General features: G+C 71.1%; 27 protein-coding genes. 12 read left to right on the top strand and 15 right to left on the bottom strand.

Translation table 11 applies throughout. From position 1 onward, the window contains the following. Window positions 1-25: 25 nt before the first annotated feature. Window positions 26-475: a hypothetical protein gene (locus AAW14_RS09455; RefSeq protein ID WP_265561943.1), complete on the top strand. Its 450-nt coding sequence runs from the start codon at window positions 26-28 to the stop codon at window positions 473-475. Between the two features lie 102 nt (window positions 476-577). Here AAW14_RS09455 and AAW14_RS09460 read toward each other — a convergent pair whose 3' ends face one another. The 3 genes from AAW14_RS09460 to AAW14_RS09470 form a co-directional block, all read right to left on the bottom strand. After that, window positions 578-1720 carry an RNA polymerase sigma factor SigF gene (locus AAW14_RS09460; RefSeq protein ID WP_265561945.1) on the bottom strand — a complete coding sequence of 381 codons (1143 nt, stop codon included), beginning with the start codon at window positions 1718-1720 and terminating at the stop codon, window positions 578-580. Continuing rightward, entirely contained in the window at window positions 1717-2130 is a 414-nt protein-coding gene (locus AAW14_RS09465; RefSeq protein ID WP_055492491.1) for an anti-sigma regulatory factor, read from the bottom strand. The genes AAW14_RS09460 and AAW14_RS09465 overlap by 4 nt, the downstream gene beginning before the upstream one ends. A 273-nt stretch (window positions 2131-2403) precedes the next feature. Beyond that, complete coding sequence (locus AAW14_RS09470; RefSeq protein ID WP_265561948.1) at window positions 2404-2664, bottom strand: UBP-type zinc finger domain-containing protein; 261 nt, start codon at window positions 2662-2664, stop codon at window positions 2404-2406. A gap of 62 nt (window positions 2665-2726) precedes the next feature. Here AAW14_RS09470 and AAW14_RS09475 point away from each other — a divergent pair, with 62 nt between their 5' ends. After that, window positions 2727-4322 carry a Na+/H+ antiporter gene (locus AAW14_RS09475; RefSeq protein ID WP_265562023.1) on the top strand — a complete coding sequence of 532 codons (1596 nt, stop codon included), beginning with the start codon at window positions 2727-2729 and terminating at the stop codon, window positions 4320-4322. An 83-nt stretch (window positions 4323-4405) separates the two neighbouring features. Here the strand turns inward: AAW14_RS09475 and AAW14_RS09480 are convergent, their stop codons facing one another. Next, on the bottom strand, window positions 4406-5329 hold the full coding sequence (locus AAW14_RS09480) for a 1-aminocyclopropane-1-carboxylate deaminase/D-cysteine desulfhydrase (protein ID WP_265561950.1): 924 nt from the start codon (window positions 5327-5329) through the stop codon (window positions 4406-4408). Between the two features lie 372 nt (window positions 5330-5701). Between AAW14_RS09480 and AAW14_RS09485 the strand changes: the two genes are divergently transcribed. From AAW14_RS09485 to AAW14_RS09505, 5 genes are all read left to right on the top strand, one after another. Next, window positions 5702-7108, top strand: coding sequence for a family 2B encapsulin nanocompartment shell protein (locus AAW14_RS09485; protein ID WP_265561951.1), 1407 nt, complete (start codon window positions 5702-5704; stop codon window positions 7106-7108). A gap of 114 nt (window positions 7109-7222) precedes the next feature. Beyond that, window positions 7223-8347, top strand: coding sequence for a family 2 encapsulin nanocompartment cargo protein polyprenyl transferase (locus tag AAW14_RS09490; protein ID WP_265561953.1), 1125 nt, complete (start codon window positions 7223-7225; stop codon window positions 8345-8347). 226 nt (window positions 8348-8573) lie between these two features. After that, window positions 8574-9176: a GNAT family N-acetyltransferase gene (locus tag AAW14_RS09495; protein WP_265561955.1), complete on the top strand. Its 603-nt coding sequence runs from the start codon at window positions 8574-8576 to the stop codon at window positions 9174-9176. 50 nt (window positions 9177-9226) lie between these two features. Next, complete coding sequence (locus tag AAW14_RS09500; RefSeq protein WP_265561956.1) at window positions 9227-9427, top strand: hypothetical protein; 201 nt, start codon at window positions 9227-9229, stop codon at window positions 9425-9427. A 4-nt stretch (window positions 9428-9431) separates the two neighbouring features. Continuing rightward, window positions 9432-9779: a DUF952 domain-containing protein gene (locus tag AAW14_RS09505; protein ID WP_265561958.1), complete on the top strand. Its 348-nt coding sequence runs from the start codon at window positions 9432-9434 to the stop codon at window positions 9777-9779. Between the two features lie 270 nt (window positions 9780-10049). Here AAW14_RS09505 and AAW14_RS09510 read toward each other — a convergent pair whose 3' ends face one another. From AAW14_RS09510 to AAW14_RS09520, 3 genes are all read right to left on the bottom strand, one after another. Then, the gene (locus tag AAW14_RS09510; protein WP_265561960.1) at window positions 10050-10799 is read right to left on the bottom strand and encodes a VOC family protein; all 750 of its coding nucleotides are present in this window, start codon (window positions 10797-10799) and stop codon (window positions 10050-10052) included. 112 nt (window positions 10800-10911) lie between these two features. Continuing rightward, window positions 10912-11328 carry a VOC family protein gene (locus AAW14_RS09515; RefSeq protein ID WP_265561961.1) on the bottom strand — a complete coding sequence of 139 codons (417 nt, stop codon included), beginning with the start codon at window positions 11326-11328 and terminating at the stop codon, window positions 10912-10914. Between the two features lie 9 nt (window positions 11329-11337). Beyond that, on the bottom strand, window positions 11338-11769 hold the full coding sequence (locus AAW14_RS09520; protein ID WP_265561963.1) for a helix-turn-helix transcriptional regulator: 432 nt from the start codon (window positions 11767-11769) through the stop codon (window positions 11338-11340). Between the two features lie 52 nt (window positions 11770-11821). Between AAW14_RS09520 and AAW14_RS09525 the strand changes: the two genes are divergently transcribed. Beyond that, entirely contained in the window at window positions 11822-14962 is a 3141-nt protein-coding gene (locus AAW14_RS09525; RefSeq protein ID WP_265561965.1) for an ATP-binding protein, read from the top strand. A 13-nt stretch (window positions 14963-14975) separates the two neighbouring features. On the opposite strand, the gene AAW14_RS09530 is transcribed toward AAW14_RS09525, so the two are convergent. Both AAW14_RS09530 and AAW14_RS09535 read right to left on the bottom strand, forming a co-directional pair. Next, the gene (locus AAW14_RS09530; protein WP_265561968.1) at window positions 14976-15752 is read right to left on the bottom strand and encodes an ABC transporter permease; all 777 of its coding nucleotides are present in this window, start codon (window positions 15750-15752) and stop codon (window positions 14976-14978) included. Next, window positions 15749-16732 carry an ABC transporter ATP-binding protein gene (locus AAW14_RS09535; RefSeq protein ID WP_265561970.1) on the bottom strand — a complete coding sequence of 328 codons (984 nt, stop codon included), beginning with the start codon at window positions 16730-16732 and terminating at the stop codon, window positions 15749-15751. Before AAW14_RS09535 ends, AAW14_RS09530 begins: the two co-directional genes overlap by 4 nt. A 188-nt stretch (window positions 16733-16920) precedes the next feature. Here AAW14_RS09535 and AAW14_RS09540 point away from each other — a divergent pair, with 188 nt between their 5' ends. Next, on the top strand, window positions 16921-17235 hold the full coding sequence (locus AAW14_RS09540) for a hypothetical protein (RefSeq protein ID WP_322741036.1): 315 nt from the start codon (window positions 16921-16923) through the stop codon (window positions 17233-17235). A gap of 87 nt (window positions 17236-17322) precedes the next feature. Here the strand turns inward: AAW14_RS09540 and AAW14_RS09545 are convergent, their stop codons facing one another. Together AAW14_RS09545 and sodN are read right to left on the bottom strand one after the other, a co-directional pair. After that, window positions 17323-17904, bottom strand: a complete 582-nt coding sequence (locus tag AAW14_RS09545; protein WP_265561971.1) for an HD domain-containing protein — start codon at window positions 17902-17904, stop codon at window positions 17323-17325. Between the two features lie 283 nt (window positions 17905-18187). Further along, window positions 18188-18583: a superoxide dismutase, Ni gene (gene sodN / locus AAW14_RS09550; RefSeq protein WP_100828187.1), complete on the bottom strand. Its 396-nt coding sequence runs from the start codon at window positions 18581-18583 to the stop codon at window positions 18188-18190. A gap of 145 nt (window positions 18584-18728) precedes the next feature. Between sodN and sodX the strand changes: the two genes are divergently transcribed. Beyond that, the gene (gene sodX, locus AAW14_RS09555) at window positions 18729-19163 is read left to right on the top strand and encodes a nickel-type superoxide dismutase maturation protease (protein ID WP_265562026.1); all 435 of its coding nucleotides are present in this window, start codon (window positions 18729-18731) and stop codon (window positions 19161-19163) included. On the opposite strand, the gene AAW14_RS09560 is transcribed toward sodX, so the two are convergent. After that, on the bottom strand, window positions 19067-19696 hold the full coding sequence (locus tag AAW14_RS09560) for a CGNR zinc finger domain-containing protein (protein WP_265561974.1): 630 nt from the start codon (window positions 19694-19696) through the stop codon (window positions 19067-19069). The genes sodX and AAW14_RS09560 overlap by 97 nt on opposite strands. A 101-nt stretch (window positions 19697-19797) precedes the next feature. On the opposite strand from AAW14_RS09560, the gene AAW14_RS09565 reads away from it, so the two are divergent. Further along, complete coding sequence (locus tag AAW14_RS09565; protein ID WP_265561976.1) at window positions 19798-20568, top strand: class I SAM-dependent methyltransferase; 771 nt, start codon at window positions 19798-19800, stop codon at window positions 20566-20568. A gap of 131 nt (window positions 20569-20699) precedes the next feature. Here AAW14_RS09565 and AAW14_RS09570 read toward each other — a convergent pair whose 3' ends face one another. The 3 genes from AAW14_RS09570 to AAW14_RS09580 are packed head-to-tail and all read right to left on the bottom strand — an operon-like array spanning window position 20700 to window position 23415. Continuing rightward, window positions 20700-21452 (bottom strand): amino acid ABC transporter ATP-binding protein, encoded by a 753-nt coding sequence (locus tag AAW14_RS09570; protein WP_265562028.1) that lies wholly within the window; start codon window positions 21450-21452, stop codon window positions 20700-20702. 38 nt (window positions 21453-21490) lie between these two features. Next, the gene (locus tag AAW14_RS09575; RefSeq protein ID WP_265561978.1) at window positions 21491-22429 is read right to left on the bottom strand and encodes an amino acid ABC transporter permease; all 939 of its coding nucleotides are present in this window, start codon (window positions 22427-22429) and stop codon (window positions 21491-21493) included. 32 nt (window positions 22430-22461) lie between these two features. Beyond that, the gene (locus AAW14_RS09580) at window positions 22462-23415 is read right to left on the bottom strand and encodes an ABC transporter substrate-binding protein (protein ID WP_265561980.1); all 954 of its coding nucleotides are present in this window, start codon (window positions 23413-23415) and stop codon (window positions 22462-22464) included. A gap of 547 nt (window positions 23416-23962) precedes the next feature. Between AAW14_RS09580 and AAW14_RS09585 the strand changes: the two genes are divergently transcribed. After that, window positions 23963-25186: an NAD(P)-dependent malic enzyme gene (locus tag AAW14_RS09585; protein ID WP_265561982.1), complete on the top strand. Its 1224-nt coding sequence runs from the start codon at window positions 23963-23965 to the stop codon at window positions 25184-25186. Window positions 25187-26062 lie beyond the last annotated feature (876 nt).

Below are 26062 nucleotides of genomic sequence, written 5' to 3' on the forward strand. Positions count from 1 at the left end.
CCGGCCCGACGGCTACCCTTCAGGGGTGAGCGCTGAGCAGAACCCCACCCCGCAGACCTCCGCAGCCGAGCCCCGACCCGCGCGGCTGACCGCCGCCGCGGCACTGGCCGGGCTGGAGGCGCTCGCCCTGATCGGGGGCGGCGTCTGGATGCTCGTCCTGGGCCTCACGGGTTCGCCGGACGATCGTCAGCAGGCCGTCACCGGCGGCATCACCCTGATCGTGCTTGCGCTGCTGCCGCTACTGGCCGCGCGTGGTCTGCTGCTGCGACGCAGCTGGAGCCGGGGGCCCGCCGTCATCACCCAGATCATGGCGCTGCCGGTGGCGTACAACCTGCTCCAGGCCGACAGCATCGCGATCCCGGGCGGCATCGCGCTCGCCGTCGTCGCGGTGGCGGCGCTGGTGCTCCTGGTGAACCCGGCGACCACGCGGGCACTGGGCATCCGGGGGCCCGGCAACGCGACGGACCGGAAGTAAACGCGACGGACCGGAAGTAACGGACCGGAAGTAGACGAGCGGGCGGCGCGGACGCCGACGGCGGAGCACTCATGGGGCGACCGGACATCCGGTCGCCCTTCGTCACTCCTCGACGAGCAACTTCTCCCGCAGCTGCGCCAGCGTCCGGGCCAGCAGACGCGAGACGTGCATCTGCGAGATGCCGACCTCCTGCGCGATCTGCGACTGCGTCATATTGCCAAAGAAGCGGAGAAGCAGGATCCGCTTCTCGCGTGGGGGAAGGTCCTCGAGCAGCGGCTTCAGCGACTCGCGGTACTCGACGCCCTCCAGCGCCTCGTCCTCCGCCCCGAGGGTGTCCGCGACCGCCGGGGACTCGTCATCCGTGTCGGGAACGTCCAGGGACAGCGTCGAGTACGCGTTGGCGGACTCCAGGCCCTCCAGGACCTCCTCCTCCGAGATGGCCAGCTTCTCCGCCAGCTCGTGGACCGTCGGGGAACGGCCGTGCAGCTGGGACAGCTCGGCCGTGGCCGTCGTCAGTGCCAGGCGCAGCTCCTGCAGACGGCGCGGTACCCGCACCGCCCAGCCCTTGTCACGGAAGTGGCGCTTGATCTCGCCGACCACCGTCGGGGTCGCGTACGTCGAGAACTCGACGCCGCGCTCCGGGTCGAAGCGGTCGACCGACTTGATCAGGCCGATGGTGGCGACCTGGGTCAGGTCGTCGAGCGGCTCACCACGATTGCGGAAGCGGCGCGCGAGGTGCTCGACGAGCGGCAGGTGCATCCGGACCAGCTGATTGCGCAGCTCCGCGTACTCGGGGCTGCCGTCCCTCAGCTTGCGCAGCTCGACGAACATGGCCCGCGCTCCGCCACGGTCCTGTGGGTCGTGCTGTGCGCCGCCCGGCACACCGTGCTCAGCGTTTCGCTCGTGCTCGCTCATCGTCCCGCCCGTCACCCTTCCCCGCGCTCTCGACTCCGCTCGAGCAGGGGAGGCCCCATGTCCTCCGGAGGACGCGCTCCGCGTGGCACTGTCCGGATCCCCTCGTCCGTCGCTCCGGCCGGAGAACGCCTCGTCCGCGTCGGCCTGCCCCGCCTGCGCAGGTGCAACGACCGCCGAGACCTCGTCCTCCGGGTGCGGGCGGGCCTGCTCCGGGATGCCGTCCACGCCGCCCGCAACGCGCCGCGACCCGCCCGCGCCTCCGGCGTTCCCGGCGGAAAGATCCCGTGTGCCGCGCTCTTCGTCCCGCACCGGCCCGTCCCCGTTCGTCACGCCGGCCCGGGTCCCGCGCCGCGCTGTTTGTAGAGGCTGATGGACACGGTCTTGTCGTCGGCGACCGCGGAAGAGACCTTGCCGGCCAGGGCCGACAGGACGGTCCAGGCGAAGGTGTCCCGCGAGGGGGCGTGACCGTCCGTGGTCGGGGCTGCGACCGTGACCTCCAGCGAGTCGTCGATGAGTCGGAAGACACAGCTGAGCACCGAGCCGGGCACGGCCTGCTGCAGCAGGATCGCGCAGGCCTCGTCGACCGCGATGCGCAGGTCCTCGATCTCGTCGAGGGTGAAGTCCAAACGGGCCGCGAGACCGGCCGTGGCCGTGCGCAGCACCGACAGGTAGGCACCCGCTGCCGGCAGCCGGACTTCCACGAAGTCCTGGGTCGCGGGCTCGCCTGCGATCTGGGACACCCTCACCTCCAAGGTGGTACAAGCTCTTTCGGGGGCCGAGGGTCGCCCCTCGGGGTAACGCCCTACGTGGTTCAGCGGTGACGCTATCGCGCTCTCAGCTTCTCTGTCCCCAGGACCCCGCCCCCTTACTGTCACTCATAGTAAACCTATGGATACACACAGTGGCTAGGGGTCTGCGGGCCCAAATGGGAAGAGCGCGCGCCGGTTTGACGTACCCAGGCGTCAGACCGTCGAACCGTCCGGATCCAGAGTCACACGAGTACGGATCCGGAGTCACGCGAGTACATGGTCGACGAAGCACCAGCGCCAGTTCTCGCCGGGTTCGAAGGTGCGCATCACCGGGTGGCCGCTCTCCTCGTGGTGCGCCGTGGCGTGTCGCAGGGGCGAGGAGTCGCAGCAGCCCACGTGTCCGCACTCCAGGCACAGCCGCAGTTGCACCGGGTGCGCGCCGGCGGCGAGGCACTCCAGGCACGTTTCGCTCTGGGGGTCGGGTTCGGGGTGCGGCAGCGCGTCGGCGTGCGTGCACTGTTTCATGATTGCCAGGTTACGACGGGTCCATGGGAAGCGGCGCGGAAAACGAGGGCGGGCGGAAGACGATGAACGTGTTGCCACTGCTGTTGCTGGTCGCCGGCAGCGCGTCCGTCGCCGGTGCGGCGCGCCGCACCCCGGTGCCCGCGCCGCTGCTGCTCGTGGCGGTGGGCCTCGCGCTCTCGTACGTGCCCGGGGTGCCCCACTACGTCCTCGCCCCCGGTGTGGTCCTGCCGCTGGTGCTGCCCCCGCTGCTGTACACGGCGGCCACCGAGAGCTCGTACCTGGACCTGCGGGCGCAGATGCGGCCCGTGGCACTGCTGTCCGTCGGCTATGTGCTGTTCGCGACGCTCGTCGTGGGATGGGCGGCTTATCTGATCATCCCGGGGCTGCCGCCGACCGCGGCGCTGGTGCTGGGCGCGGTGGTCGCTCCGCCGGACGCGGTCGCGGCCACGGCGGTCGCCCGGCGGGTGGGGCTGCCGTCGCGGATCACCACGATCCTGCAGGGGGAGTCGCTGGTGAACGACGCGACCGCGATCACCGCGTACAAGGTGGCGCTCGCGGCGGCGGTCGGGGAGGGTGCGACCTGGGCGGGTGGGGTGCGGGAGTTCCTGCTGGCGGCGGTCGGCGGGGTCGTGGTCGGTCTGCTGCTGATGGTGCCGATCCACTGGCTGCGCACGCACCTGAAGGAGGCGCTGCTGCAGAACACCCTCTCCCTGCTGATCCCGTACGTGGCGTACGGGACCGCGGAGTGGGTGCACGCGTCGGGGGTGCTCGCCGTGGTCGTCGTGGCCCTCTACCTCGGTTACCACAACTGGACAGTCGACTTCGCCACCCGGCTCCAGGAGGAGGCGGTGTGGAAGATGGTCGCCTTCGTCCTGGAGTCGGCGGTGTTCGCGCTCATCGGACTGCAACTGCCCGTCGTCCTGAAGGGACTCGGCCGGTACGAGGGCACGCGCGCGGCCTGGTACGCGGTGGCCGTGTTCCTCGTGGTCGTCGTGTCACGGTTCGTATGGGTGTATCCGGCGACCTTCCTGCCGCGCATGCTGTTCGCGCGCATCCGGGAGCGCGAGGAGAACCCCAGCTGGAAGGCGCCGTTCATCGTCGGCTGGGCGGGGATGAGAGGCGTCGTCTCGCTCGCCATCGCCTTCTCGATCCCGCGGACCGTGCACGGGGGCGGCCCCTTCCCCGACCGCAACCTGATCCTGTTCCTGACCTTCACGACGGTGATCGGCACGCTGGTGGTGCAGGGCCTGACGCTGCCCCCGCTCATCCGGCTGCTGCGACTGCCCGCGCGCGACACGCAGGCGGAGACCCTCGCCGAGGCGAACGCCCAGGCGCAGGCGTCCCGCGCCGCCGAGCAGCGTCTCGACGAGCTCCTCGACGACGAGCGCAACGCGCTGCCGCCCCCGCTGGCCGACCGCCTCCGCACGGTCCTGGAGCGCCGTCGCAACGCGGTCTGGGAGCGGCTGGGCTCGGTGAACCCGGTGACCGGCGAAACGGTCGACGGCACCTACCGCCGTCTGTCCCGCGAGATGATCGGCGCGGAACGCGAGGTCTTCGTCAAGCTCCGCAACCACCGCTACATCGACGACGAGATGCTCCGCACGCTGCTGCGCCGGCTGGACCTGGAGGAGGCGGCGGCCTACCGGGAGACGACGTGAGCGGTCCCGTGACCCGGAGACCTTTCGCCTGGCCCTTCCTGGCTCTTCTGGCCTTTCCCGGCTCTCCTGGTCTTTCCTGGTCTCTAGGGGAAAGGCCTCCCGGTGATCACGGCGGCCAGTGTCGTCCCCGCGGGGAACGCGCCCTCCTCGGCCAGGGCGACAAGTCCGTACAACAGCTTGGCGACATAGAGACGTTCCACCGGGAGGGCGTGACGCGAGGCGAAGTCGTCGGCGAAGGCCTCGAGTTCGTCCGGTATGCGGGCGTAGCCACCGAAGTGGAAGCGGCTGTCCAGGGACCAGGTACCGCGGCGGCCGCCGAAGGCCCGCCTCTGCAGGGCGGCCGTCTCGGCGGCCAGGAAGTCGCCCTTGAGGACCGGTACCCCGAGGGCCCGCTGGCCGGGGGCGAGGCCCGCGGCCAGGCCGGCCAGCGTGCCACCGGTGCCGCACGCCACGGCGACCACGTCCGCCAGGCCGCGCAACTCCTGCCCGAGCGCACGGCAGCCGTGCACGGCGAGGGCGTTGCTGCCGCCCTCCGGCACCACGTACGCCTCCTCGGCCTGCGCCGCGCGCAGGATGCCGACCATGGTCTTCGGTTCCGACTTGCGGCGGTAAGTCGATCTGTCGATGAAGTGCAGCCGCATGCCGTCGGCCGCGCAGCAGGCCAGGGAGGGGTTGAGGGGGCGGTCCGCCAGCTCCTGACCACGGACGACGCCGATCGTCTCCAGCCCGAGGAGGCGGCCCGCCGCGGCCGTGGCCCGCAGATGGTTGGAGTACGCGCCGCCGAAGGTGAGCACGCGACGGCCGGCCGCGGCCCGCAGGTTCGGGGCGAGCTTGCGCCATTTGTTGCCGACCAGGTCCGAGTGGATCAGGTCGTCCCGCTTGAGCAGGAGCCGCACGCCGTGGCGTGTGAAACGCTCGTCGGCGATCTCGTACAGCGGTGACGGCAGCCGTGGGTGCAGCACGGCCGGGTCGACTGGTTCCGGGTGCGGTGCAGCGGTGCTGGTCACCCCCACATTGTCGGACACTCGTCCGGGACCGCACGCCGCGCCCGGAAGTGGCCGGCGTCATGCCAGGCGGTCGCGGAGGCGCCGGTCACGGAGGCGGCGGTCGCCGTCTGCGGTTGTGCTCCCGGTCGCCGACCTCGACGACGGTCAGGCCCTCGGCCCTCAGGCGCTGGAGGAACGTTCCCTCCTGCTCCTCCTCCCTGCTCCTCCTCCGGCCAACGGAGGATTCATCGGTGATCACGCCGCTCGACGGCGCCTCAGTGTGCCCCGCCCGACGTTGATCCATTCCCGCTCTTTTGGGTAATGGTCTGGACACTCTCCGTGCTGAGAGGCTTCTTCCCGCAGATCAGTGCATGATCGGGAGGGGCATTTCACATGTCGGTAGGCGAAGAGGTCCGTGCGGAGGAGAACAGGCCGCAGCAGAGCCTTGGCCCAGCGGCCGCGCGGAACCTGGCCACCACCACCAAGTCCGCGCCCCAGATGCAGGAGATCAGCTCACGATGGCTGCTGCGCATGCTGCCGTGGGTGAACGTGCAGGGCGGTACGTACCGGGTCAATCGCCGTCTCACCTACTCCGTGGGCGACGGCCGCGTGACATTTGTGAAGACGGGCGACCATGTCGCGGTCATCCCCGCGGAACTGGGCGAGCTGCCGCCCCTGCGCACATATGACGACCAGGACGTGCTCGCCGAAGTCGCCCAGCGGTGCCAGCAGCGCAGATTCGCGCCCGGGGACGTGCTCGCGGAGTTCGGCAGCCAGGCCGACGAGGTGTTCCTGCTCGCGCACGGCAAGGTCGAGAAGATCGGCACCGGCCCCTACGGGGGCGATGCGGTTCTGGGCGTCCTCGCCGACGGCGCCTACTTCGGCGAACAGGCGCTGCTGGACCCGGACGCCATCTGGGAGTACACGGCCCGCGCGGTCACCGCCTGCACGGTGCTCGCCCTGCCCCGCCGGGACGTCGAACAGATCGCGGAGCGTGCCGAGTCGCTGGGCGAGCACCTTCGGCAGCAGCGCTCGATCCCCGAGCAGCACACCAACAAGTACGGCGAGAAGAACATCGACCTCGCCGCGGGCCACAGTGGCGAGCCGGACATCCCGCACACCTTCGTCGACTACGAGGCCGCGCCCCGCGAGTACGAACTGAGCATCGCCCAGACCGTCCTGCGCATCCACACCCGCGTGGCCGACCTCTACAACCAGCCGATGAACCAGACCGAACACCAGCTGCGGCTCACGGTCGAGGCACTGAAGGAGCGCCAGGAGCACGAGCTCGTCAACAACCCCGACTTCGGACTGCTCCACAACTGCGAGTACGACCAGCGGCTGCAGCCGCACGACGGCGTCCCGAGCCCCGACGACATGGACGAGCTGCTCAGCAGGCGGCGCGGCACCAGGCTGTTCCTCGCCCACCCGCGCGCGATCGCCGCGTTCGGGCGTGAACTCAACAAGCGCGGACTGGTCCCGGAGAGCATCGACATCGGGGGCAACCGCATCCCCACCTGGCGCGGAGTGCCGATCTTCCCGTGCAACAAGATCCCGGTCAGCGAGGCGCGTACGACATCGATCATCGCCATGCGTACCGGAGAGGAGGAGCAGGGAGTCGTCGGTCTGAGGCAGTCCGGCCTCCCCGACGAGATCGAGCCCAGCCTGTCGGTGCGCTTCATGGGCATCAACGAGCAGGCGATCATCAAGTACCTGGTGACGGCCTACTACTCGGCCGCCGTCCTGGTGCCCGATGCGCTGGGCGTCCTGGAGAGCGTAGAGATCGGCCGCTGGAGGTGACCCTGCGCACAAGCGGCATGCCGTGTTCCTGCCCATCCGGGTGGGTACACCCTCGGGGTGCGCGACCGGGGGCGGCACAGACGTCACCGTCCGCAGACCCTTCGAGGCGGTCCCATGGGTGAGTTCATGACGGAGCCGAAGCAGAGCCCGACCCTCGCAAGGCCGAGCCCGACCCGCCCCGGAGGGCGGCACGAACCGCTGCCGGGCCCGGCGGTACCGCCCGACGGGCAGGAGGCCGAGGCGATCCTGGAGCGGGCCCGGGCATCGGTCGACCCGGAGCTGCGCAGGGCCGTCGACTCGCTGCCCGGCTCGATGCGCCGGATCGCGCGCTACCACTTCGGCTGGGAACACGCGGACGGCACCCCGGCGGCCGGAAACGCGGGCAAGGCGATACGCCCCGCGCTGGTCCTGACCGCGGCCCGGGCGCTCGGCGGGCGGGGGGCCGCCGCCGTACGGGCCGCCGCGGCCGTCGAGCTGGTGCACAACTTCACGTTGCTGCACGACGACGTGATGGACCGGGACACCACCCGCAGGCACCGCCCCACCGCCTGGACCGTGTTCGGCGACGCCGACGCGATCCTCGCCGGGGACGCCCTGCAGGCCCTGGCCCAGCGGCTGCTCGCCGAGGACCCGCATCCGGCATCCGGGGCCGCCGCCGCGCGGCTCGCGGCCTGCGTCGTCGAACTGTGCGCCGGGCAGCACGCGGACACGGCCATGGAGCGGCGCGGCCCGCGCGAGGTCACCCTCGACGAGGTGCTCGCCATGGCCGAGGCGAAGACGGGCGCACTGCTCGGCTGCGCCTGCGCGCTCGGTGCGCTGTACGCGGGGGCCGACGAAGACGACGTCGAGGCGCTGGACGCGTTCGGCCGCGAGGCCGGACTCGCCTTCCAGCTCATCGACGACGTGATCGGGATCTGGGGGGACCCGAGCCGTACCGGCAAGCCGGCCGGGGCGGACCTCATGGCCCGCAAGAAGTCGCTTCCCGTGGTGGCCGCGCTCGCCTCGGGCACCCCGGCGGCGGCAGAACTGGCCGAGCTGTACCAAGGACCGTTCCAAGAAGGGGAGTTGGAGCGCACCGTCCTCGCTGTCGAGCAGGCGGGCGGCCGCGACTGGGCGCAGGTGGAGGCGGCCGACCGGATGGCCCGGGCGGTGCAGGAGCTGTCCCGCGCCGTCCCCGACCCGCAGGCGGCAGACGGCCTGCTGGCCCTGGCCGAGTTCGTGACACGGCGCACCTCCTGACCGCGCATGAGGAGAGACCCCGGAGACCCGGGTGCCGAGCGGCTCCTGACCCCGCCCGGCACCCGGCGCCTCCGGCCGGGGCGGGCCCCGCACATCCCCACGGTGTGCGGGGCCCGCGCCTTGCGCACCCGCGCCACCCGCCGCCCCCGGCCCCGGGGCCGGGAGGATTCCGGTTAGGCTGCAACAGCCAAACGGGCAAGGCGAGTTGAGGCGAAGGGGTGGGCAGATGGGCGTGGCGATCCGCGCGGCGGACGAGGGCGATCGCGAGTTGGTCGTCCGGCTGTTGGACGAGGCGTTCCAGGACGACCCGGTCAGCACCTGGGTCTTTCCGGGCGAGGACCATCGTCGTACGGCGCACTCCAGGCTGATGGCCGCGTTCACCGACATCGTGCTCGCCGAAGGGCGCATCGACGTGACCGAGGACGGCACCGCGTGTGCGCTGTGGCTGTCCCTGCCGGCCGTTGATCACTCCGACGACAAGGGCGCGGAGGAGGACGAGGCCACGCGGCTCCGGGAGACGGTCGACCCGGACAACGAGCGCGTGGAGCGGATCGCGCGGCTGATGGCCGAGTCGCACCCCGCGGACCGTGCCCACGAATACCTGTGGATGATCGCCGTGGCACCGCGGCTCCAGGGCCGGGGCCTCGGCACCGCGCTCATCCGGCATGTCCTCCACCGCTGCGATGGCGAGCGCCTGCCCGCCTATCTGGAGGCGAGCAGCGCCCGCAGCACCAGGCTGTACGAACGGCTCGGCTTCGCCCTCACCGACCGCACGATCGACCTCCCGGACGGCCCCCGGATGTGGCCGATGTGGCGTGAGCCGCGCTGAATCCGCCGCGTGGGAGGCGCCGGGCCGTGGGCCCGCCCTACCCTGAGGGCATGGGCAGCGATGACCGTACCTGTCCGTCGTGCGGGCAGCCCGTCGCCACGGTCGTACGGCGCCACAAGACGCTGGGCGCCTTCGTTCCGGTATGGCGGCCCGGGCCCTGCCGCAATCCGGAGTGCCCGGCGTATGTGCGGCAGGATCCGGACGAGCCGCACCCGCACGAGCCGGGCGGCAGAACCAAGGCCTTAGGTTGACGGTATGTCCGAACCTCTTGTGCACCTCACTCAGCGCTCCCTGTGGGAGGCGGCCCGCGCGACCGGCACCTACGAGATGTCCACCCGCGGCCGCACCCTCCAGGAGGAGGGCTTCATCCACTGCTCACTGCGGCACCAGGTCCCGTCCGTGGCCCGCTTCCTGTACGGGGCGTACGACGGGCCGGACGAACTGGTGCTGCTGGTCATCGATCCGGAGCGGCTTACGGCCCCCCTGCGCTACGAGGCCGCGACGCCCGGCGGCGAGGAGTTCCCGCACGTGTACGGGCCGATACCGGTGTCCGCCGTGGTGGATGTGGAGGTCTGGGACGGCGGGGCGGCGGCGCAGTCGTGACCGCGGCGGGGGGACCACGCCGGGTGTGGCGCTGGTCGGTCGGCGTCTGGGCGGCGCTGGTGGTGACGGGCGGGGGCCTCACGCTGTGGCTGCAGCACGCGGACCAGCCGACACCTCGCGCCCGGTGGGAGCAGGCGCCGACTCCGTTGCTGTCGGCCGATGCGGGCGGGACGGGGTGCCCGATCCGGGCGTACACCGCGAGGCCGACGCAGGTGATCTGCGTACACGTCCGGGCGCGGGCCCGCCGGTGACCGCCCTGTCTGCGGCCCGTCAGCCGGTCGGGCTGCCCGTCCAGGGGTCGCGGCCCGTCAGACAGTAGGTTCCGCCCGCCGGGTCACGCATCACCGTCCAGTGGGCGCCGCGGGCGACGGACGCGGCGCCGAGCGCCTCGTGCCGGGCGCGGACCGTCTCGATGTCCGCGCACGCCAGGTCGAGGTGGGCGGAGGCGGGCCGGGTGGTGCCGAGACGTTGCAGCAGGATGCGAACGGGCAGGCCCGCGGGCGGCCCGACCACGTGGAACTCGGGCTGGGAGCCGGGGAACGACTCCCAGCCGGTGAGATCGCTCCAGAAGGCGACTTCCGCCTCGAACGCATCCGGTGCGAGATCGAGGCAGACCTGGTCGAGCCGGGACGCCTCGCCGCCGGGCCCCTCGACCACGGGCGGCCGCACCGATTCGCCGTGCCAGGGCACGGCGCAGAACGACAGACCGCCCGGGGATCGGAGCACCGCCCACCCGGCGTGGTCGGCGGCGACGTCCGCGCCCAGCCGCCGGGCCGCCGCGACCAGCGCGGGCACATCCTCGACGGCGAGATCGAGATGGGCGCCACCGTCCGCGTGGACGGCCTGCAGCTTCACGTATGCGTCGCCCGACTCCGGCACCAGCGTCATGAACTCCTGCCGCTCGCCCCGGGGTTCGGACAGCCTGGACCCCGTGACGGCGGTCCAGAAGTCGCGGGCAGTTGCGAACTCCTCGCCGGGGCGGTCGACGAAGGCGTACGTCCAGCGGACGGGTTCGCGCATACGGAGCTCCTCGGCAGGCGGTACACGGCGCCCGTACCGTCTCCTGCCCGGTCGGATCACGCAACGGTGTTTCCCGCTCGGACCGCCGGGCCGCCGGGCCGCGTCGGCCCCGTCAGCCGCCGCGGCGTTCCGTGAAGCGCAGCATATTGCCCGCCGGGTCGCGGAAGGCGCAGTCCCGTACACCGTACGGCTGGTCCATGGGTTCCTGGAGCACCTCGGCGCCGGACGCCTCGACGCGGGCGAAGAGGGCGTCGCAGTCCTCGGTGGAGAAGATGACGCCCCGCAGGATTCCCTTGGCGAGCAGCTCGGCCATCGCCTGGCGGTCCGCGGGAGACGTGTCCGGGTTCGCCGCCGGGGGTTCCAGGACGATCTCCACGTCCGGCTGGAGCGGTGAACCGACCGTCACCCAGCGCATCCCCTCGAAGCCGACGTCGTTGCGGACCTCAAGGCCCAGGACGTCCCGGTAGAAGGCGAGCGCCTTGTCGTGGTCGTCCACGGCGATGAAGCACTGGGAGAGTTTCAGGTCCATGACCCCACGCTAGAGCTGCGCGCGCGGATCCGCGCGGGTATCGCCCGGCCGGCCCCGGCGCGGGCGGGTCAGACCCTTCGCCACGCACGGCGGTATCGCCGCCCCCTGTTCGTGCGACCGCGCCCGGTACGCGCTCGGCGTCTCGCCCACCAGCTCCGTGAAGCGCGAGCTGAACGACCCGAGCGAGGTACACCCCACGGCCAGGCAGACCTCCGTCACGGACAGATCGCCGCGCCGCAGCAGCGCCTTGGCCCGCTCGATGCGACGGGTCATCAGATAGCTGTACGGCGTCTCCCCGTAGGCCGCGCGGAAGCTGCGCTGGAAGTGCCCCGGCGACATCAGCGCGGTGCGCGCGAGCGCGGTCATGTCCAGCGGCTGCGCGTACTCACGGTCCATCCGGTCACGCGCGCGCCGCAGCCGGACCAGGTCGTCGACGTCCACGCGGTCAGCATCGCACGCCCCACCGACAACGGGCGGCCTCTAACCTACTCGGGTGACGACCGAGCTGACCTTCCTCACCCAAGTGTCCCATCGTGGCCGGGAGATCAGCGGACCCCGGTTGCGCGGACTGCTCGCGCTGCTCGCCGACGAGCCGCGCGCGGGGTGCAGCGCCGCCCGGCTGGTCGACGGACTGTGGCCCGACGAGCAGCCCGAGAAACCCACCAAGGCGCTCCAGGTCCTCGTCTCGCGCGCCCGTTCCCAGCTCGGCGCCGAGACCATCGCCGCCACCGCCACCGGCTACCGGCTCACCCTGGACGCCGAGGCCATCGACACCTCTGCCGTCCTGCTCGCCGGCACCCGGGCCGCCCGTGCCGCACGCGACGGCGACCACACGGCGGCCCTCGCGCACGCCGAGGCCGGGCTCGCCCACTGGGACGGGCCGCCCGGCGACGACGCCCCCGACGACCCGGTCTCCGCACTGCGGGCGGCGCGCGCGACGACGTACACCGCCCTGGCGCGGGCCCGCGCGCTCGCCCTCGGGCGCCTCGGCCGGCACGTCGAGGCGGTCGAACCGCTCACCGCGCTCGCCGCCGGGCATCCGCGCGACGAGGAGATCCTCGCCGAACTGCTGCGCTGCGAGGCGGCGACCTCCGGACCCGCCGCCGCACTGGCCCGCTACGACGCCTACCGCCGGGCCCTGCGCGAGGACCTCGGCGCCGACCCGGGTCCCGCCCTGCGCACGGTCCACCAGGAACTGCTGCGCGACGAGGCGCCGAGCGTGCGCCGCGGCATACCGCACGAGCCGAACCCACTGCTCGGGCGCGCCGACGACATAGCCGCCGTCGGCGGGCTGCTGCGCACCTCGCGGGTGGTCTCGATCGTCGGTGCGGGCGGCCTCGGCAAGACCCGCCTGGCGCAGGTGGTAGGCCGCGAGGCCGAGCAGAAAGCCGTGCACTTCGTGCCGCTCGCCGGGGTGACGGGGGACAACGACGTCGTGGGCGAGGTCGCCGGAGTCCTCGGGGTCGGCGACACCGTGACCCCGGACCTGCTCACCGGTATCGCCGGCGCCCTCGGCCCCGGACCCGCCCTGCTCGTCCTCGACAACTGCGAACAGGTGGTGCGCGGCGTCGCCGACCTCGTCCGTGTGCTGGTCTCCCTCACCCGCGACCTGCGCGTGCTCACCACCAGCCGCGCCCCCCTCGGGCTCAGCTCCGAATCGGTCTACCTGCTGCCGGAACTGAGCCTCACGACCACCGTCGAGCTGTTCGGGCAGCGGGCCCGTGCCGCACGGCCCGGCGTCGAACTGCCGCCGGCAGCCGTCGAGGAGCTGTGCCGCCGCCTCGACGGGCTGCCCCTGGCCGCCGAACTGGCCGCGGCCCGCGTGCGCGTCATGTCCGTCACCGAGATCGCCCGCCGCCTCGACGACCGCTTCGCCCTGCTGCGCGGCGGGCTCCGGGACGCGCCGGAACGCCACCGCACCCTGCTCGCCGTCGTCGACTGGAGCTGGCACCTCCTCGACGCGGCCGGACAGCGGGCCCTGCGTGCCCTGTCCGTCTTCCCGGACGGCTTCACCGCGGACGCGGCCGGGCAACTCCTCGGCGACGGAGACGTGCTGGAAGACCTCGTCGACCAGTCGCTGCTCAAGGTCATGGACACCCCGTGCGGGGCCCGTTTCCGCATGCTGGAGACCGTGCGGCAGTTCAGTACCGCCTGCCGCGAGGAGGCCGGCGAGACGGAGCAGGTGACGAGGCAGTTCCTGACGTGGGCACGGGAGTTCGGTCTCGCCCACCACGCCTGCGCGCCGGAGGCGGACTCCTCGGTCGACCTCGACCCGGTCCGCGCCGAACAGGACAACCTGCTGCACGCCCTGCGTCTGGCGCTCGCCCGCGACGACGCGCCCACGGTCGTGGCGTGCGCCGCCGTGCTGGCAGGCCTGTGGAACATGGAGCCCCGCTACACCCGTGTGGCCGCGCTGATCCAGGAGACCGGCCACCTCATCAGCCACTTCCGGCCCGGGCCCGCGTTCGTGGAGGCCACCCGGACCGCCGCCGCGCTGTTCGCCTGCGACCTCTTCCTGTTCGAGGGCGACGGCACCCGTGCCCTGCGATTCGTGTCCGTGCTGCGCCGACTGTCGCCCGCCCCGCCGGACACCCTGCCGCGCGCCATCGCGGCCGTCCTCGCCGGCACCCCCGCGGTGTTCCGCCCCGATCACGCGGTGCCCCCGGGCACCGCGCCCCTGGCCGCCGCGGTTTCCGAGGCCGTCACGGGCTATGTGCGGGAGGCGCGGGGTGACATCGACGGAGCCCTCGCCGCCACCGACCGCATGCTCGACGCCCTCAAGGACGACGGCCGGCCCGTTCCCCTGCTCCTTGCCCACTCCCGCGTCAGCGAGCTGAGTCTGCAGATGGAGCAGGGTGAGCGCGCCCGGCACCATCTGCGGGTCGCACTCCATCTCCAGGAGCGGCTCCTTGGCCCCGGGGCCGAGGAGGTCGGGATCCGCTGGGGGCTGGTCATGGCGTCCCTGCTGCTCGGTGAGGTCGACGAGGCCCAGTATTGGCTGGAGCAGTCGACGGGGCAGTACACCCAGGACACCGACGACACCTACGGCCAGGCGACTTTCCAGCGCGGGGTGCGCGCCGAGATCCTGCTCGCCCGGGGCGAGACCGAGGCGGGGCTGCGCATGTGGCGAAGGGCCGCCGAACCCTCCCCGGTGGTCGAGCGGCCGTTCTTCCACACCGAGCCGCCCGGTCTGGAGGCGTGGGTCCTGGAGACCCAGGGTGCCGCGGTCATCGCCCACGCCCAGCACGGCCGTCTCGACCGGGTGGCCGATCTCGTCCGCGAACTCCCGCGCAAGCTGCGGACGGTGCTGTCCGGACCCGCCGTCGACCGGCCCGCCTACGCGGCCCACCTCGCCGTCTGCGGTGTGCTGCTGCTCGCGCTCGCCCTGGTGGAACTCGATCGCGGCGCCCCCGCCCCCGCGTCCCGGCTGATCGCCCTCGCGGAGCGCTGCCGTCTGCTGCGCAGCTTCCAGCCGACGATGTCCTCCGCCCGCGTGCGGGAGGCGCTGGAGCGCGCCGACAGGGCGGCGTACGAGGACGCGATGTCCCGGTACGCCGCCCTGGGGCGCGAGGAGTTGCGGGCGCAGGCGCTGGAGCTGCTCGACGCCCTCGAGGACCGTGAGCGGCTGCTCTGATCCAGTTTGCCGTTCACGCCTTGTCGTAGGCCGAGCGCGCCCTGAAGTAGCCGAGGACGGTGAGGCCGAGGCACCACGCGACCGCGATGATCCCGCTGTTGCCGATCTCCGTGCCCATCAGCAGGCCCCGCAGGGTGTCGGTGATCGGGGTGAAGGGCTGGTACTCGGCGAACCAGCGGACCGCCGTGGGCATGGAGTCCGTCGGGACGATCGCGCTGCCGAGGAAGGGCAGGAAGGTCAGCGGGAAGGGCGCGTTGCTGGCCGCCTCCACGGTCTTGGCCCGCAGGCCCATGGCCGCCGCGAGCCACGTCAGCGCGACGACGACCAGGGTCAGCAGGCCGGCCGTGGCGAGCCAGTCGAGGGCTGTGGCGTGCGGGCGGAATCCGGTGAGCAGGGCGGCGCCGACGACCAGGACGACGCTCAGCAGGGTCTGGATGACACCGCCGAGGACATGGCCGTTCAGGACGGCGGCGCGGGAGATCGACAGCGTACGGAAGCGGTTGACGATGCCCTCGGTCATGTCGGCGCAGACGGACACCGCGACCGAGATGGATCCGTAGGTCGTCGCCATGAGGATGATGCCGGGCGCCACGTAGTCGACGTAGTGACCGTGGGCGCCGGGGCCGACGCCGGCGCCGAGGGCGTTCCCGAAGACGTACACGAACAGCAGCAGCATGACGACCGGGATCGCGACGACGGGGATGGTCATCGACGGGTAGCGCACCGCGTGCTTGAGGTTGCGGCGCAGCATGGTCGCCGAGTCGGCGACGGCATAGGAGAAGGTGCTCATCGGAGGGTCGCTTTCTGTGCGGCGGAGGCTTCGGCGGAGTGCGGTGCGCCGGAGGGTTCGGTCGTGAGGGCGAAGAACACGTCGTCGAGGTCCGGGGTGTGCACGGTCAGGCGCTCCGCCTCGATCGACTCGACCTCGAGCCAGTCGAGGAGAGCCTTCAGCTCCCGGGTGCTGCCGTCGCTGGGGATCTGCAGCGTGAGCGCCTCGTCGTCGTGGGTCATGCCGGTGAGCGCGCGGGTGGCGCGTTCGTAGGCGGCCGGGTCCTCGAAGCGCAGGCGCACATGGCCGCCGGGCACGAGCCGCTTGAGCTCGTCGGCGGTGCCCTCCGCGACGAGCCGCCCCTCGTTGAGGACGCCGATGCGGTCGGCGAGCTGGTCGGCCTCCTCCAGGTACTGGGTGGAGAGAAAGACGGTGACCCCGTCGGCGACCAGCTCGCGCACGATCTGCCACATCGCGTGGCGGCTGCGCGGATCCAGGCCCGTCGTCGGCTCGTCGAGGAAGATGATGCGGGGCTCGCCGACCAGGGTCATGGCGAGGTCGAGGCGCCGCCGCATACCGCCGGAGTAGGCCGAGGGGAGCTTCGAGGCCGCGTCGGTGAGGCCGAACCGTTCGAGCAGCTCGGTGGTGCGGCGGCGCCCCTCCCGCTTGCCGAGGTGGTGGAGGTCGGCCATGAGGAGCAGGTTCTCCTCACCGGTGAGCTTCCCGTCGACGGCCGCGAACTGTCCCGTGACACCGATCTGCGCGCGCACGGCGCGGGGATCGCGGACGGGGTCGTGCCCGCCGACCCTGATGTCTCCGGTGTCGGCGGCGGAGAGCGTCGACAGGATCTGCACGGTGGTGGTCTTTCCGGCGCCGTTGGGGCCGAGGAGCGCGTAGACGGTGCCCTCGGCGACGGCCAGGTCGAGCCCGTCGAGGACGACGTGGGCGCCGTATGCCTTCCGCAGCCCGCTCGCTGTGATCGCGTGTCGTGTCGTGGTCATGGGGAGAGCGTGCGGGCGGGCGCCTTCTGCGCGGTTTCGCCTCGGTTTCACGGGGGTGGTGAGCATGCCGACGAGAAGAAACCGGCTGGTCGAAGGCGCGTGCAGATCCGAAAAGCGCGAGGCGGACCGGTGGCCGCCGCTGGCACCATGCCCCGCATGGACCTTCAGCCGCCGCCCCGCTCACCGACTTGCTGGACGATCTGGCCGATGCCGACGACCGCCATGAGCAACTTGCCGTCGCGGACCAGGTGCTGGCCTCGGCGGCCGCCCTGCTGATGGGCCACCGGCGCGCCTGGCGGGGCGGCGGCAAGTGGCTCCCGCGTCGTCCGACGGCCGCCGACCCGGTTCTGGGCCGCGCCCTCCTCGACGCCCGCCTTTCCGTCGCCGAGGACGCGGACCCGGCCCCGCTGTGCGCCGCGGCGTACGAGGTCCTCGACCTCCTGGGCGGTCCCCTCGGGGAGGGGTACTGCCGTGTCTGGAGGGGCGCGCGGAAAGGGGCATGACGAGGGCACGCCGGGCATTGACGGCAGTGAGCTGCTTGAACCACACGGAAATAGGCGGCCTGCCGGTAATGGTCCGGTGCCAGGTCGTCAGGTCTGCTTCTCTCCAAGGGCTTTGCGCAACCAGTCCAGAGACCCGGTCGCCAGCACGGCATCGGCGAGTTCGCCGGCCGACTTCGTGATGAGTCGGCCGCGGCTGTTGTCGATCCACCGCTGTGCGTTCTCGTAGCCCTGGGCCTTGTACTCGATGCCCTGGATCATGCATTCCAGTTTGTCGGCGTCCCGCGCACAGATCGCCTCGGCGGATTCCTTCGCCTCGTACTCGGCGACGAGTTCCCGCAGGGCCGAGGCCAGGATCTCGGGCATACCGGCGACCTGGTCGGCGGTGACCGCTTGAGGGTCCGCCTGCTGGGCGTACTTCTTGCCCAGGTGGTTCACGTCACCGGTTCGGGTCTCCTGCGAGTCGTGCCACACCGCGAGATATGCGGCCCGTGCGGGATCGGCGCCTTCGAGCTTCGCAATGATCGTCGCAAGGAGAGCGGTGCGCCAGGAGTGCTCCGCCACCGACTCCGGGTCGCGTACGCCGGCCATCCACCAGCCGGTTCGCCTGGTCTGCTTCAGCGTCCCCGCCTCGTACAGGAAGCGCGCCACCGCGGACAGGTCTTCAGCCACCGTCGGACTCCTCTCACGCCTCGGCGAGGCGGATCGCGTACGGGATGCTCTCCAGCTCGTCCTCGGCCCAGCTCGTCCTCGGCCACGCGTCCGCCGCCATCACGCCGCGGATCTACGCCCACGTGTGGCCGGGCAAAGCCGCGGATCCACGCCCACCTGTGGCCGGGCAAAGAAGACCGCACCCGGACCGCCAGGGACGCCGTTCTCGGCGGCCCGCGGACCGGGTGCGGACAAGTAGACCAAGCGACCGAAGAAATCGCAGGTCAAGCAGCATGATCGAAGATCAGGCCTTCTTGGTCTCCCAGAAGATCTTGTCGATCTGGGCGATGTAGTCCAGCGCCTTCTGGCCCGTCGCCGGGTCCGTCGACGCCTTGGCGGCCGAAAGGGCCTTCAGGGTGTCATTGACCAACTGGTGCAGCTCCGGGTACTTCTCGAAGTGCGGGGCCTTGAAGTAGTCGCTCCACAGCACCGAGACGTGGTGCTTGGCGAGCTCGGCGCGCTGCTCCTTGATGACGGTGGCGCGAGCCTGGAAGTGCGGGTCGTCATTGGCGGCCATCTTCTCCTGCACGGCCTTCACCGACTCCGCCTCGATGCGGGCCTGGGCCGGGTCGTAGACGCCACAGGGCAGGTCGCAGTGGGCGCTGACCTTGACCTTGGGGGCAAACAGGCGGGAGAGCATGAAGCTGTCCTTCCTCGTGATCGTCTTCTCAGGTGGGACATTACTCCGTGGGGGAGGGGTTTTCGCGAGTGCCCCCATGGGCTTACGTCAAAAGTCCGGGGTGAGACTGGGACTGGTGGAGGATCGGACCGGGGAGGTGCCGGTGATGCCGGAGCTGTCGCAGGAGACCGAGCGCACGAAGGCCTTGCTGCCGTTCGGGGCAGCGGAGGTGACGGGGCCGTCCATGGTGCCCACGCTGCACCACGGGGACCGGCTGCTCGTCCAGTACGGGGCGCGCGTTCGGCCGGGCGACGTCATCGTCCTGCGGCACCCCTTCCAGCAGGACCTGCTGGTCGTCAAGCGTGCCGTGGAGCTGCGCGAGGGCGGCTGGTGGGTGCTCGGTGACAATCCGTACGCGGGCGGGGACAGCACCGACTACGGCACCGTCCCCGACGAGCTCGTCCTCGGGAAGGTGTGGCTGCGCTACCGGCCGCTCAAGGAGGGTCAGCGCTCGCCCTTCGCGCTGGTGCGCTGGGCGCTGGCCGCCGCCCGTCCCGTGCTCACCGACCGGTCCGCCTCGAGGCGCTTGCGGGCACGGTAGGCGGCCACGTTCGCGCGCGTGGCGCAGCGGTCCGAGCAGTAGCGCCGGGAGCGGTTCGTCGAGGTGTCGAGATAGGCGTTGCGGCAGGGCGCCGCCTCGCACAGGCCGAGGCGGTCCACGCCGTATTCCGTGAGGTGGAAGGCGAGCCCCATCGCGGCGATCGCCGCGTAGCCCGCGGTCGCGTTCGACGGATGATCCGCGAGGTGCATGTGCCACAGCGGGCGGCCGTCATCGTCCCGGTGGTCGTGCCCGGAGATCTGCGGGCTCACCGGAAACTCCAGGAGCAGGGAGTTCAGCAGGTCCACCGCGAGCGTCTCGTCGTCCGTGTCCGCCGCCTCGAAGACCGAGCGCAGCCGGGCCCGGACCGAGCGGAACCGCGTCACGTCGGCGTCGGTGGCGCGCCGCGCCGCCGACTGGTTGCCCCCGAAGAGGTCGCGGACGGCCTCCACCGAGGTGAGCGAGTCCTTGCCCCGGGCCGGTTCCTCGCTGTTCACGAGACGTACGGCGTAATCCGAGTAATAGGCCAGTTCCACTTGTAGTCCTTACGGGGGCGCTCTATCGTCGGGGTGCGGTTACGTAACAGATGACTGTGCTTACAGGGTATTACGCGGTGCAGTGAAGAAGGGGGCTTTGAATGACCACCACGACCGGATCCGCGGCGGGCACCGACTGGAGGGCCTGGCAGGAGAGCTGGGACCGGCAGCAGGAGTGGTACATGCCGGACCGCGAGGACCGCTTCCGGATCATGCTCGACATGGTCGAGGCTCTCGTCGGGCCCGAACCGCGCGTGCTCGACCTCGCCTGTGGCACCGGCACCATCACGGCCCGGCTCCTCACCCGCCTGCCCAAGGCCACCTGCACCGGCGTCGACCTCGACCCCGCGCTGCTCACCATCGCCCGGGGCACCTTCCAGGCCGACGACCGCGTCTCGTTCGTCACCGCAGACCTGAAGGATCCCGACTGGTTCACGCGGCTGCCGTACGAGTCCTACGACGCCGTCCTGACGGCCACGGCCCTGCACTGGCTGCACAGCGAACCCCTCGCGGCCCTCTACGGTCGGGTCGCGGAACTCGTCCGCGACGGCGGTGTCTTCATGAACGCGGACCACATGATCGACGAGTCCACGCCCCGGATCAACGCGGCCGAGCGCGCCCGGCGTCACGCCCGTATGGATCAGGCCAGGGCCAACGGCGCCGTCGACTGGGCCGAGTGGTGGCAGCTCGCCGCCCAGGACCCGGTCCTCGCCGAGCCGACGGCGCGCCGCTTCGAGATCTACGGCGAGCACGCCGACGGCGACATGCCCTCCGCCCAGTGGCACGCGCGTGTGCTGCGCGAGAAGGGCTTTGCCGAGGCCCGCCCGGTGTGGTGTTCACCCTCGGACACACTGCTGCTCGCGCTCAAGTAGCACCGCGGGCGGCGACGGAAGCGGCGTGGGCCCCATGTCCGAGGACATGGGGCCCACGCTCTGCTGCCCGAGGCAATACAGAACCACAGAACGGCAGAGCTACAGTTCTGCAGAGCTACAGTTCTGCAGAACTACAGAACCTTTGACAGAAACGACTTGGTGCGCTCGTGCTGGGGGTTCGTCAGCACCTCGCGCGGATGGCCGGACTCGACCACCACACCGCCGTCCATGAAGACGAGCGAGTCGCCCACCTCACGGGCGAAGCCCATCTCGTGGGTGACGACGACCATCGTCATGCCGGACTCGGCAAGGTCGCGCATGACGTCGAGGACGTCGCCGACCAGTTCCGGGTCGAGGGCCGAGGTCGGCTCGTCGAACAGCATCAGCTTCGGATCCATCGCGAGAGCGCGGGCGATGGCGACGCGCTGCTGCTGGCCGCCGGAGAGCTGCGAGGGGTAGCTGCCCGCCTTGTCGGCCAGGCCCACGCGCTCCAGGAGCTGTATCGCCCGCTCCTTGGACTGCGCCCTGCTCGCCCCCTTCACCTGGACCGGCGCCTCCATGACGTTCTCGACGGCCGTCATGTGCGGGAACAGGTTGAAGCGCTGGAAGACCATGCCGATGTCACGGCGCTTCAGGGCGACTTCGCGGTCGCGCAGCTCGTAGAGCTTGTCGCCGTGCTGCCGGTAGCCGACCAGCTCGCCGTCGACGTAGAGCCGCCCGGCGTTGATCTTCTCGAGGTGGTTGATGCACCGCAGGAAGGTCGACTTGCCGGAGCCGGAGGGACCGATGAGGCAGAACACCTCGCCGGCCTTCACCTCCAGGTCGATGCCCTTGAGCACCTGGACCGGGCCGAAGGACTTGTGGACGCCCTCCGCCTTCACCATGAGCGTGCCGGAGCCATTGTCCTTGACGGTCTTCTCGGTCATGCCGTGACCCCCTTCCGGCCCGACAGGGAGAGCACGTTCGCCCTGACCTTCTGCCACGGGGTGGGCGGCAGCTGGCGGCTGGAGCCCCGGGCGTAGTAGCGCTCGAGGTAGAACTGACCGACGCTGAAGACCGAGGTCAGCAGCAGGTACCAGGCGGCGGCGAGGAAGAGCATCTCCGCCGGGGCACCGGAGGTCTGGCCGATGTCCTGGGCGACGCGGAACAGTTCCGAGTACTGGACGACGGAGACCAGCGAGGTCGTCTTCAGCATGTTGATGACCTCGTTGCCCGTCGGCGGCACGATCACGCGCATCGCCTGCGGGATGATGATCCGGCGCAGGGTCTTGCCGTGGCTCATGCCCAGCGCGTGGGCTGCCTCGGTCTGGCCCTCGTCGACCGAGAGCAGACCGGCGCGGCAGATCTCGGCCATGTACGCGGCCTCGTTCAGGCCGAGGCCCAGCAGCGCCGTGAGCAGCGGCGTCATGAAGCTGGACCAGTAGTCCTTGTAGATCGGACCCAGGTCGATGTACGTGAAGACCAGGCCGAGGTTGAACCAGACCACCAGCTGCACGAGGACCGGGGTGCCGCGGAAGAACCAGATGTAGAACCACGCGATGGACGAGGTCACCGGGTTCTTCGACAGGCGCATCACCGCGAGCAGGATGCCGCCGACGACACCGATCAGCATCGACAGCACCGTCAGCATGAGGGTCTTGCCGACGCCCTGGAGGACGCGGTCGTCGAAGAAGTAGTCGGGGATCGCGCCCCAGTTGATCTTGCCTTGGGAGAACGCGTAGACGATCGCGACCAGGAGGGCGATCGCGACGACTGCCGAGACCCACCGCCCGTAGTGCCGGACCGGGATGGCCCTGATGGCCTCCGGTCCGGCCGGGGGCACATCCGCCGGGCCTGCCGTCTTGTCGATGTCAACAGTCACAGCTGGTGCCTTTCAGTGCCCGCAGCCCGCGGTCACTTGCCGCCGTTGATGGAGGCGGCCGTCACGGCGCCGGCATCGACGCCCCACTTCTTCACGATCTTGTCGTACTCGCCGCTCTTGATGATCGCGTTGAGAGCGGCCTGAAGGGCGTCCCGCAGCTGCGTGTTGGACTTGGCGACCGCGATGCCGTACGGGGCCGCCTGGACCTGCTCGCCGACGAGCTGGAAGTCCTTGCCGCCGCCCGAGGTCTTCACCGCGTACGCGGCGACCGGGAAGTCGGACGAACCGGCGTCGGCACCGCCCGCCCGCAGACGGGTCTGGGCCTGCTGGTCGTTGTCGAAGGACTCCATCGAGATCGTCTTGCCGCCCGTGCACTTCTTCGACTCGGACTTGGCGAGGTCCTCGGAGACGGTGCCGCGCTGCACCACGATCTTCTTGCCGCACAGGTCCGACCAGGTCTTGATGCCCTGGTCCTTGCCCTTCGGGGTGTAGATCGAGACACCGGCGGTGAAGTAGTCGACGAAGTCGACGCCCTCGCCGACCTTCTTGCCGGTGGTCGAGTCGATGCCCTGCTGGCGGTCCTTGGTGTCGGTCATGGCGGACATCGCGATGTCGTACCGCTTGGAACGCAGACCGGTGATCAGGGTGTCGAAGGTGCCGTTCTGGAAGTCGAACTTCACCCCGAGCTCCTTGCCCAGGGCGGCCGCGATGTCCGGGTCGACACCGACCGTCGCGCCCGAGCCGTCCTTGAATTCGACCGGCGCGTAGGCGATGTCCGAACCGACCTTGATGACGCCGGCCTGGCGGATGGACGCCGGCAGCTTGTCCGCCAGCGGGGCGGCTGCGGCGCTGCCGGAGCCGTTGCTGTTGTTCTTCGTCTGGTCACCACAGCCGGTGAGCAGCAGGGTGCCCGCGACCGCGACGGCGCCGACCGCGGCTATCCGGGAGCGCATGGCGGTCGTGCGACGGGTGGAGCGTGCGGTCATGATGGGTTCCTCCGGCGAATGAGTTGTGCCGATGGGTCGACGAGAACACACACCATCGGGTGTGGCGGCCTCGTGTGATTGAGGCATCTTGCCATTCGGACTCAGGCATTCAGGGGACTTGCTATGTCAAAATCGGATAACGGGTAACCCCCGAACCGCTCCGAACCGCCTCGGATGGCCGATCAAGGCCGGACCTTGTGCGGGAAGCATTCCTTCCGACCGGAAGATCTTCGGTGCACCTCACGATGTGGTTGATCGCACTGTGGTCCGCGTGACCGGGAGAGGGCCTCTTGGGGACTTGTCCCCATTTTCGACCATGAGTCATCTCACCGGCGTGTGACCTTCGTGTTATGGACTCGTCCCGGACACCATCCGTCCGGTAAGAAGGTTCCTTAACCCCTCATCCGGGGCTCAGGGCGCGTGTGCGGCGCGCCCGTCGCGTATGTGCCCGTACGCATCAGTTCATCAGGGCCATGCGCGGTGCCCGCCCACCCCTCAACCAGGAGTGGTCACCCTCAACCTATGAATACCTAAGGGGTACAACACAGTGGCAGCGGAGATCGTCAATCCTCGCAGCGACAGCAGTACGGATCAGGACGGCGGGGTCGAGCCCCACGATTCCTTCGATCCGGCGTTTGCGCTGCACCGCGGCGGCAAGATGGCCGTGCAGGCCACCGTGCCGGTCCGCGACAAGGACGACCTGTCCCTTGCGTACACGCCCGGCGTCGCCCGGGTGTGCACCGCCATCGCGGAGCAGCCGGAGCTGGTGCACGACTACACATGGAAGTCGTCGGTCGTCGCCGTGGTGACGGACGGCACGGCAGTGCTCGGACTCGGCGACATCGGCCCCGAGGCCTCCCTCCCGGTGATGGAGGGCAAGGCGATCCTGTTCAAGCAGTTCGGCGGGGTGGACGCGGTCCCGATCGCCCTGGACTGCACGGACGTGGACGAGATCGTGGAGACCGTGGTCCGGCTCGCGCCCTCCTTCGGCGGCGTCAACCTGGAGGACATCTCGGCGCCGCGGTGCTTCGAGATCGAGCGCAGGCTCCAGGAGCGGCTGGACATCCCGGTCTTCCACGACGACCAGCACGGTACGGCCGTGGTGACGCTGGCGGCCCTGCGCAATGCCGCGCGGCTGACCGGCAGGGGCCTCGGCGACCTGCGGGCGGTCATCTCGGGCGCCGGCGCTGCCGGGGTGGCGATCGCGAAGATGCTGGTGGAAGCCGGCATCGGCGATGTCGCGGTCGCGGACCGCAAGGGCATCGTGTCGGGCGACCGGGACGATCTGACGCCGGTCAAGCGGGAAGTCGCCGGGTTCACGAACAAGGCGGGACTGAGCGGCTCGCTGGAGCACGCCCTCGCGGGCGCCGACGTCTTCATCGGTGTCTCCGGCGGTACGGTGCCGGAGAAGGCCGTGGCGTCGATGGCGGAGGGTGCCTTCGTCTTCGCGATGGCCAACCCGAACCCCGAGGTGCACCCGGACGTCGCGCACAAGTACGCGTCCGTGGTGGCGACCGGGCGCTCCGACTTCCCGAACCAGATCAACAACGTGCTGGCCTTCCCCGGGATCTTCGCGGGCGCGCTGCAGGTGCGGGCCTCCCGGATCACGGAGGGGATGAAGATCGCGGCGGCCGAGGCGCTCGCGGCGGTCGTCGGGGACGACCTGGCGGCCGACTATGTGATCCCGTCCCCCTTCGACGAGCGGGTGGCACCCGCGGTGACGGCCGCCGTCGCGGCCGCGGCGCGGGCCGAAGGGGTTGCGCGCCGATAACTCCTCCGGGCGGGCGGGGTTTCGTTTCGCGCCCGCCCGCGTGGTCTTCAGGGCACCGGTCTTCAGGGCACCGGTGCCCTGCGGCGTTTGAGGCACCCGGTGTCCCACTTCGGGCAGCGTCCGGCGCCTCGCTTCGGGTATCACCGGGCCGTGTTTCGGGTAGGTCCGGGGCCATGCTGCGGGTAGCGCCCGGCGCCTCACTCGGGGCAGCGTCCGGCGTGGCGCTCCGGGTAGCACTGGGCGCCTCGTCCTGGGCAGCGTCCGGCGTGGCGCTCCGGGTAGCACTGGGCGCCTCGTCCTGGGCAGCGTCCGGCGTGGCGCTTCGGGCGGTAGTGCATTTCGGTCTTCTGGCAGCGCTCGCGCGGTGTGCGGCACCGCTTCCCCGGGCAGCACGTGGTGGACCGCCCGGCATTCTGCCCTCGGGGGGCGCGTGGTGGATCGCCCGGCATTCTGCCCTCGGGCGGCACCGGGCGCCTCACTTCGGGCAACACCCGGTGCCGTGCCGTGCCCCCGCATCGCCCGGCTCCGTGCTCCCGGGCAGCATGGCGACGCATCCGGCACCGTACCCCCGCGCAGCATCTGGCACCGCGCCCGCACAGCATCCGGCGTGAACCCCACGCAGCACTCGGTGGGGCGCCGTGCGCCACCCTGCGCGGGCGCCCCGCACAGCACCTGGCAGGACACTCCACGCAGAACCCGGCGGGTGCCGTGCGCCGCACCTGGCGGGACACTGCGCGCGGCACTGGGCGGGTGCCGCACGCCGGGCGGGGCCCTGCGCGGCACTGGGCGGGTGCCGTGCGCCGCACCTGGCGGGACACTGCGCGCGGCACTGGGCGGGTGCCGCACGCCGGGCGGGGCCCTGCGCGGCACTGGGCG

It is taken from the genome of Streptomyces hygroscopicus (genome assembly GCF_026168105.1).
In the GTDB taxonomy this organism is placed as follows: domain Bacteria; phylum Actinomycetota; class Actinomycetes; order Streptomycetales; family Streptomycetaceae; genus Streptomyces; species Streptomyces hygroscopicus_D.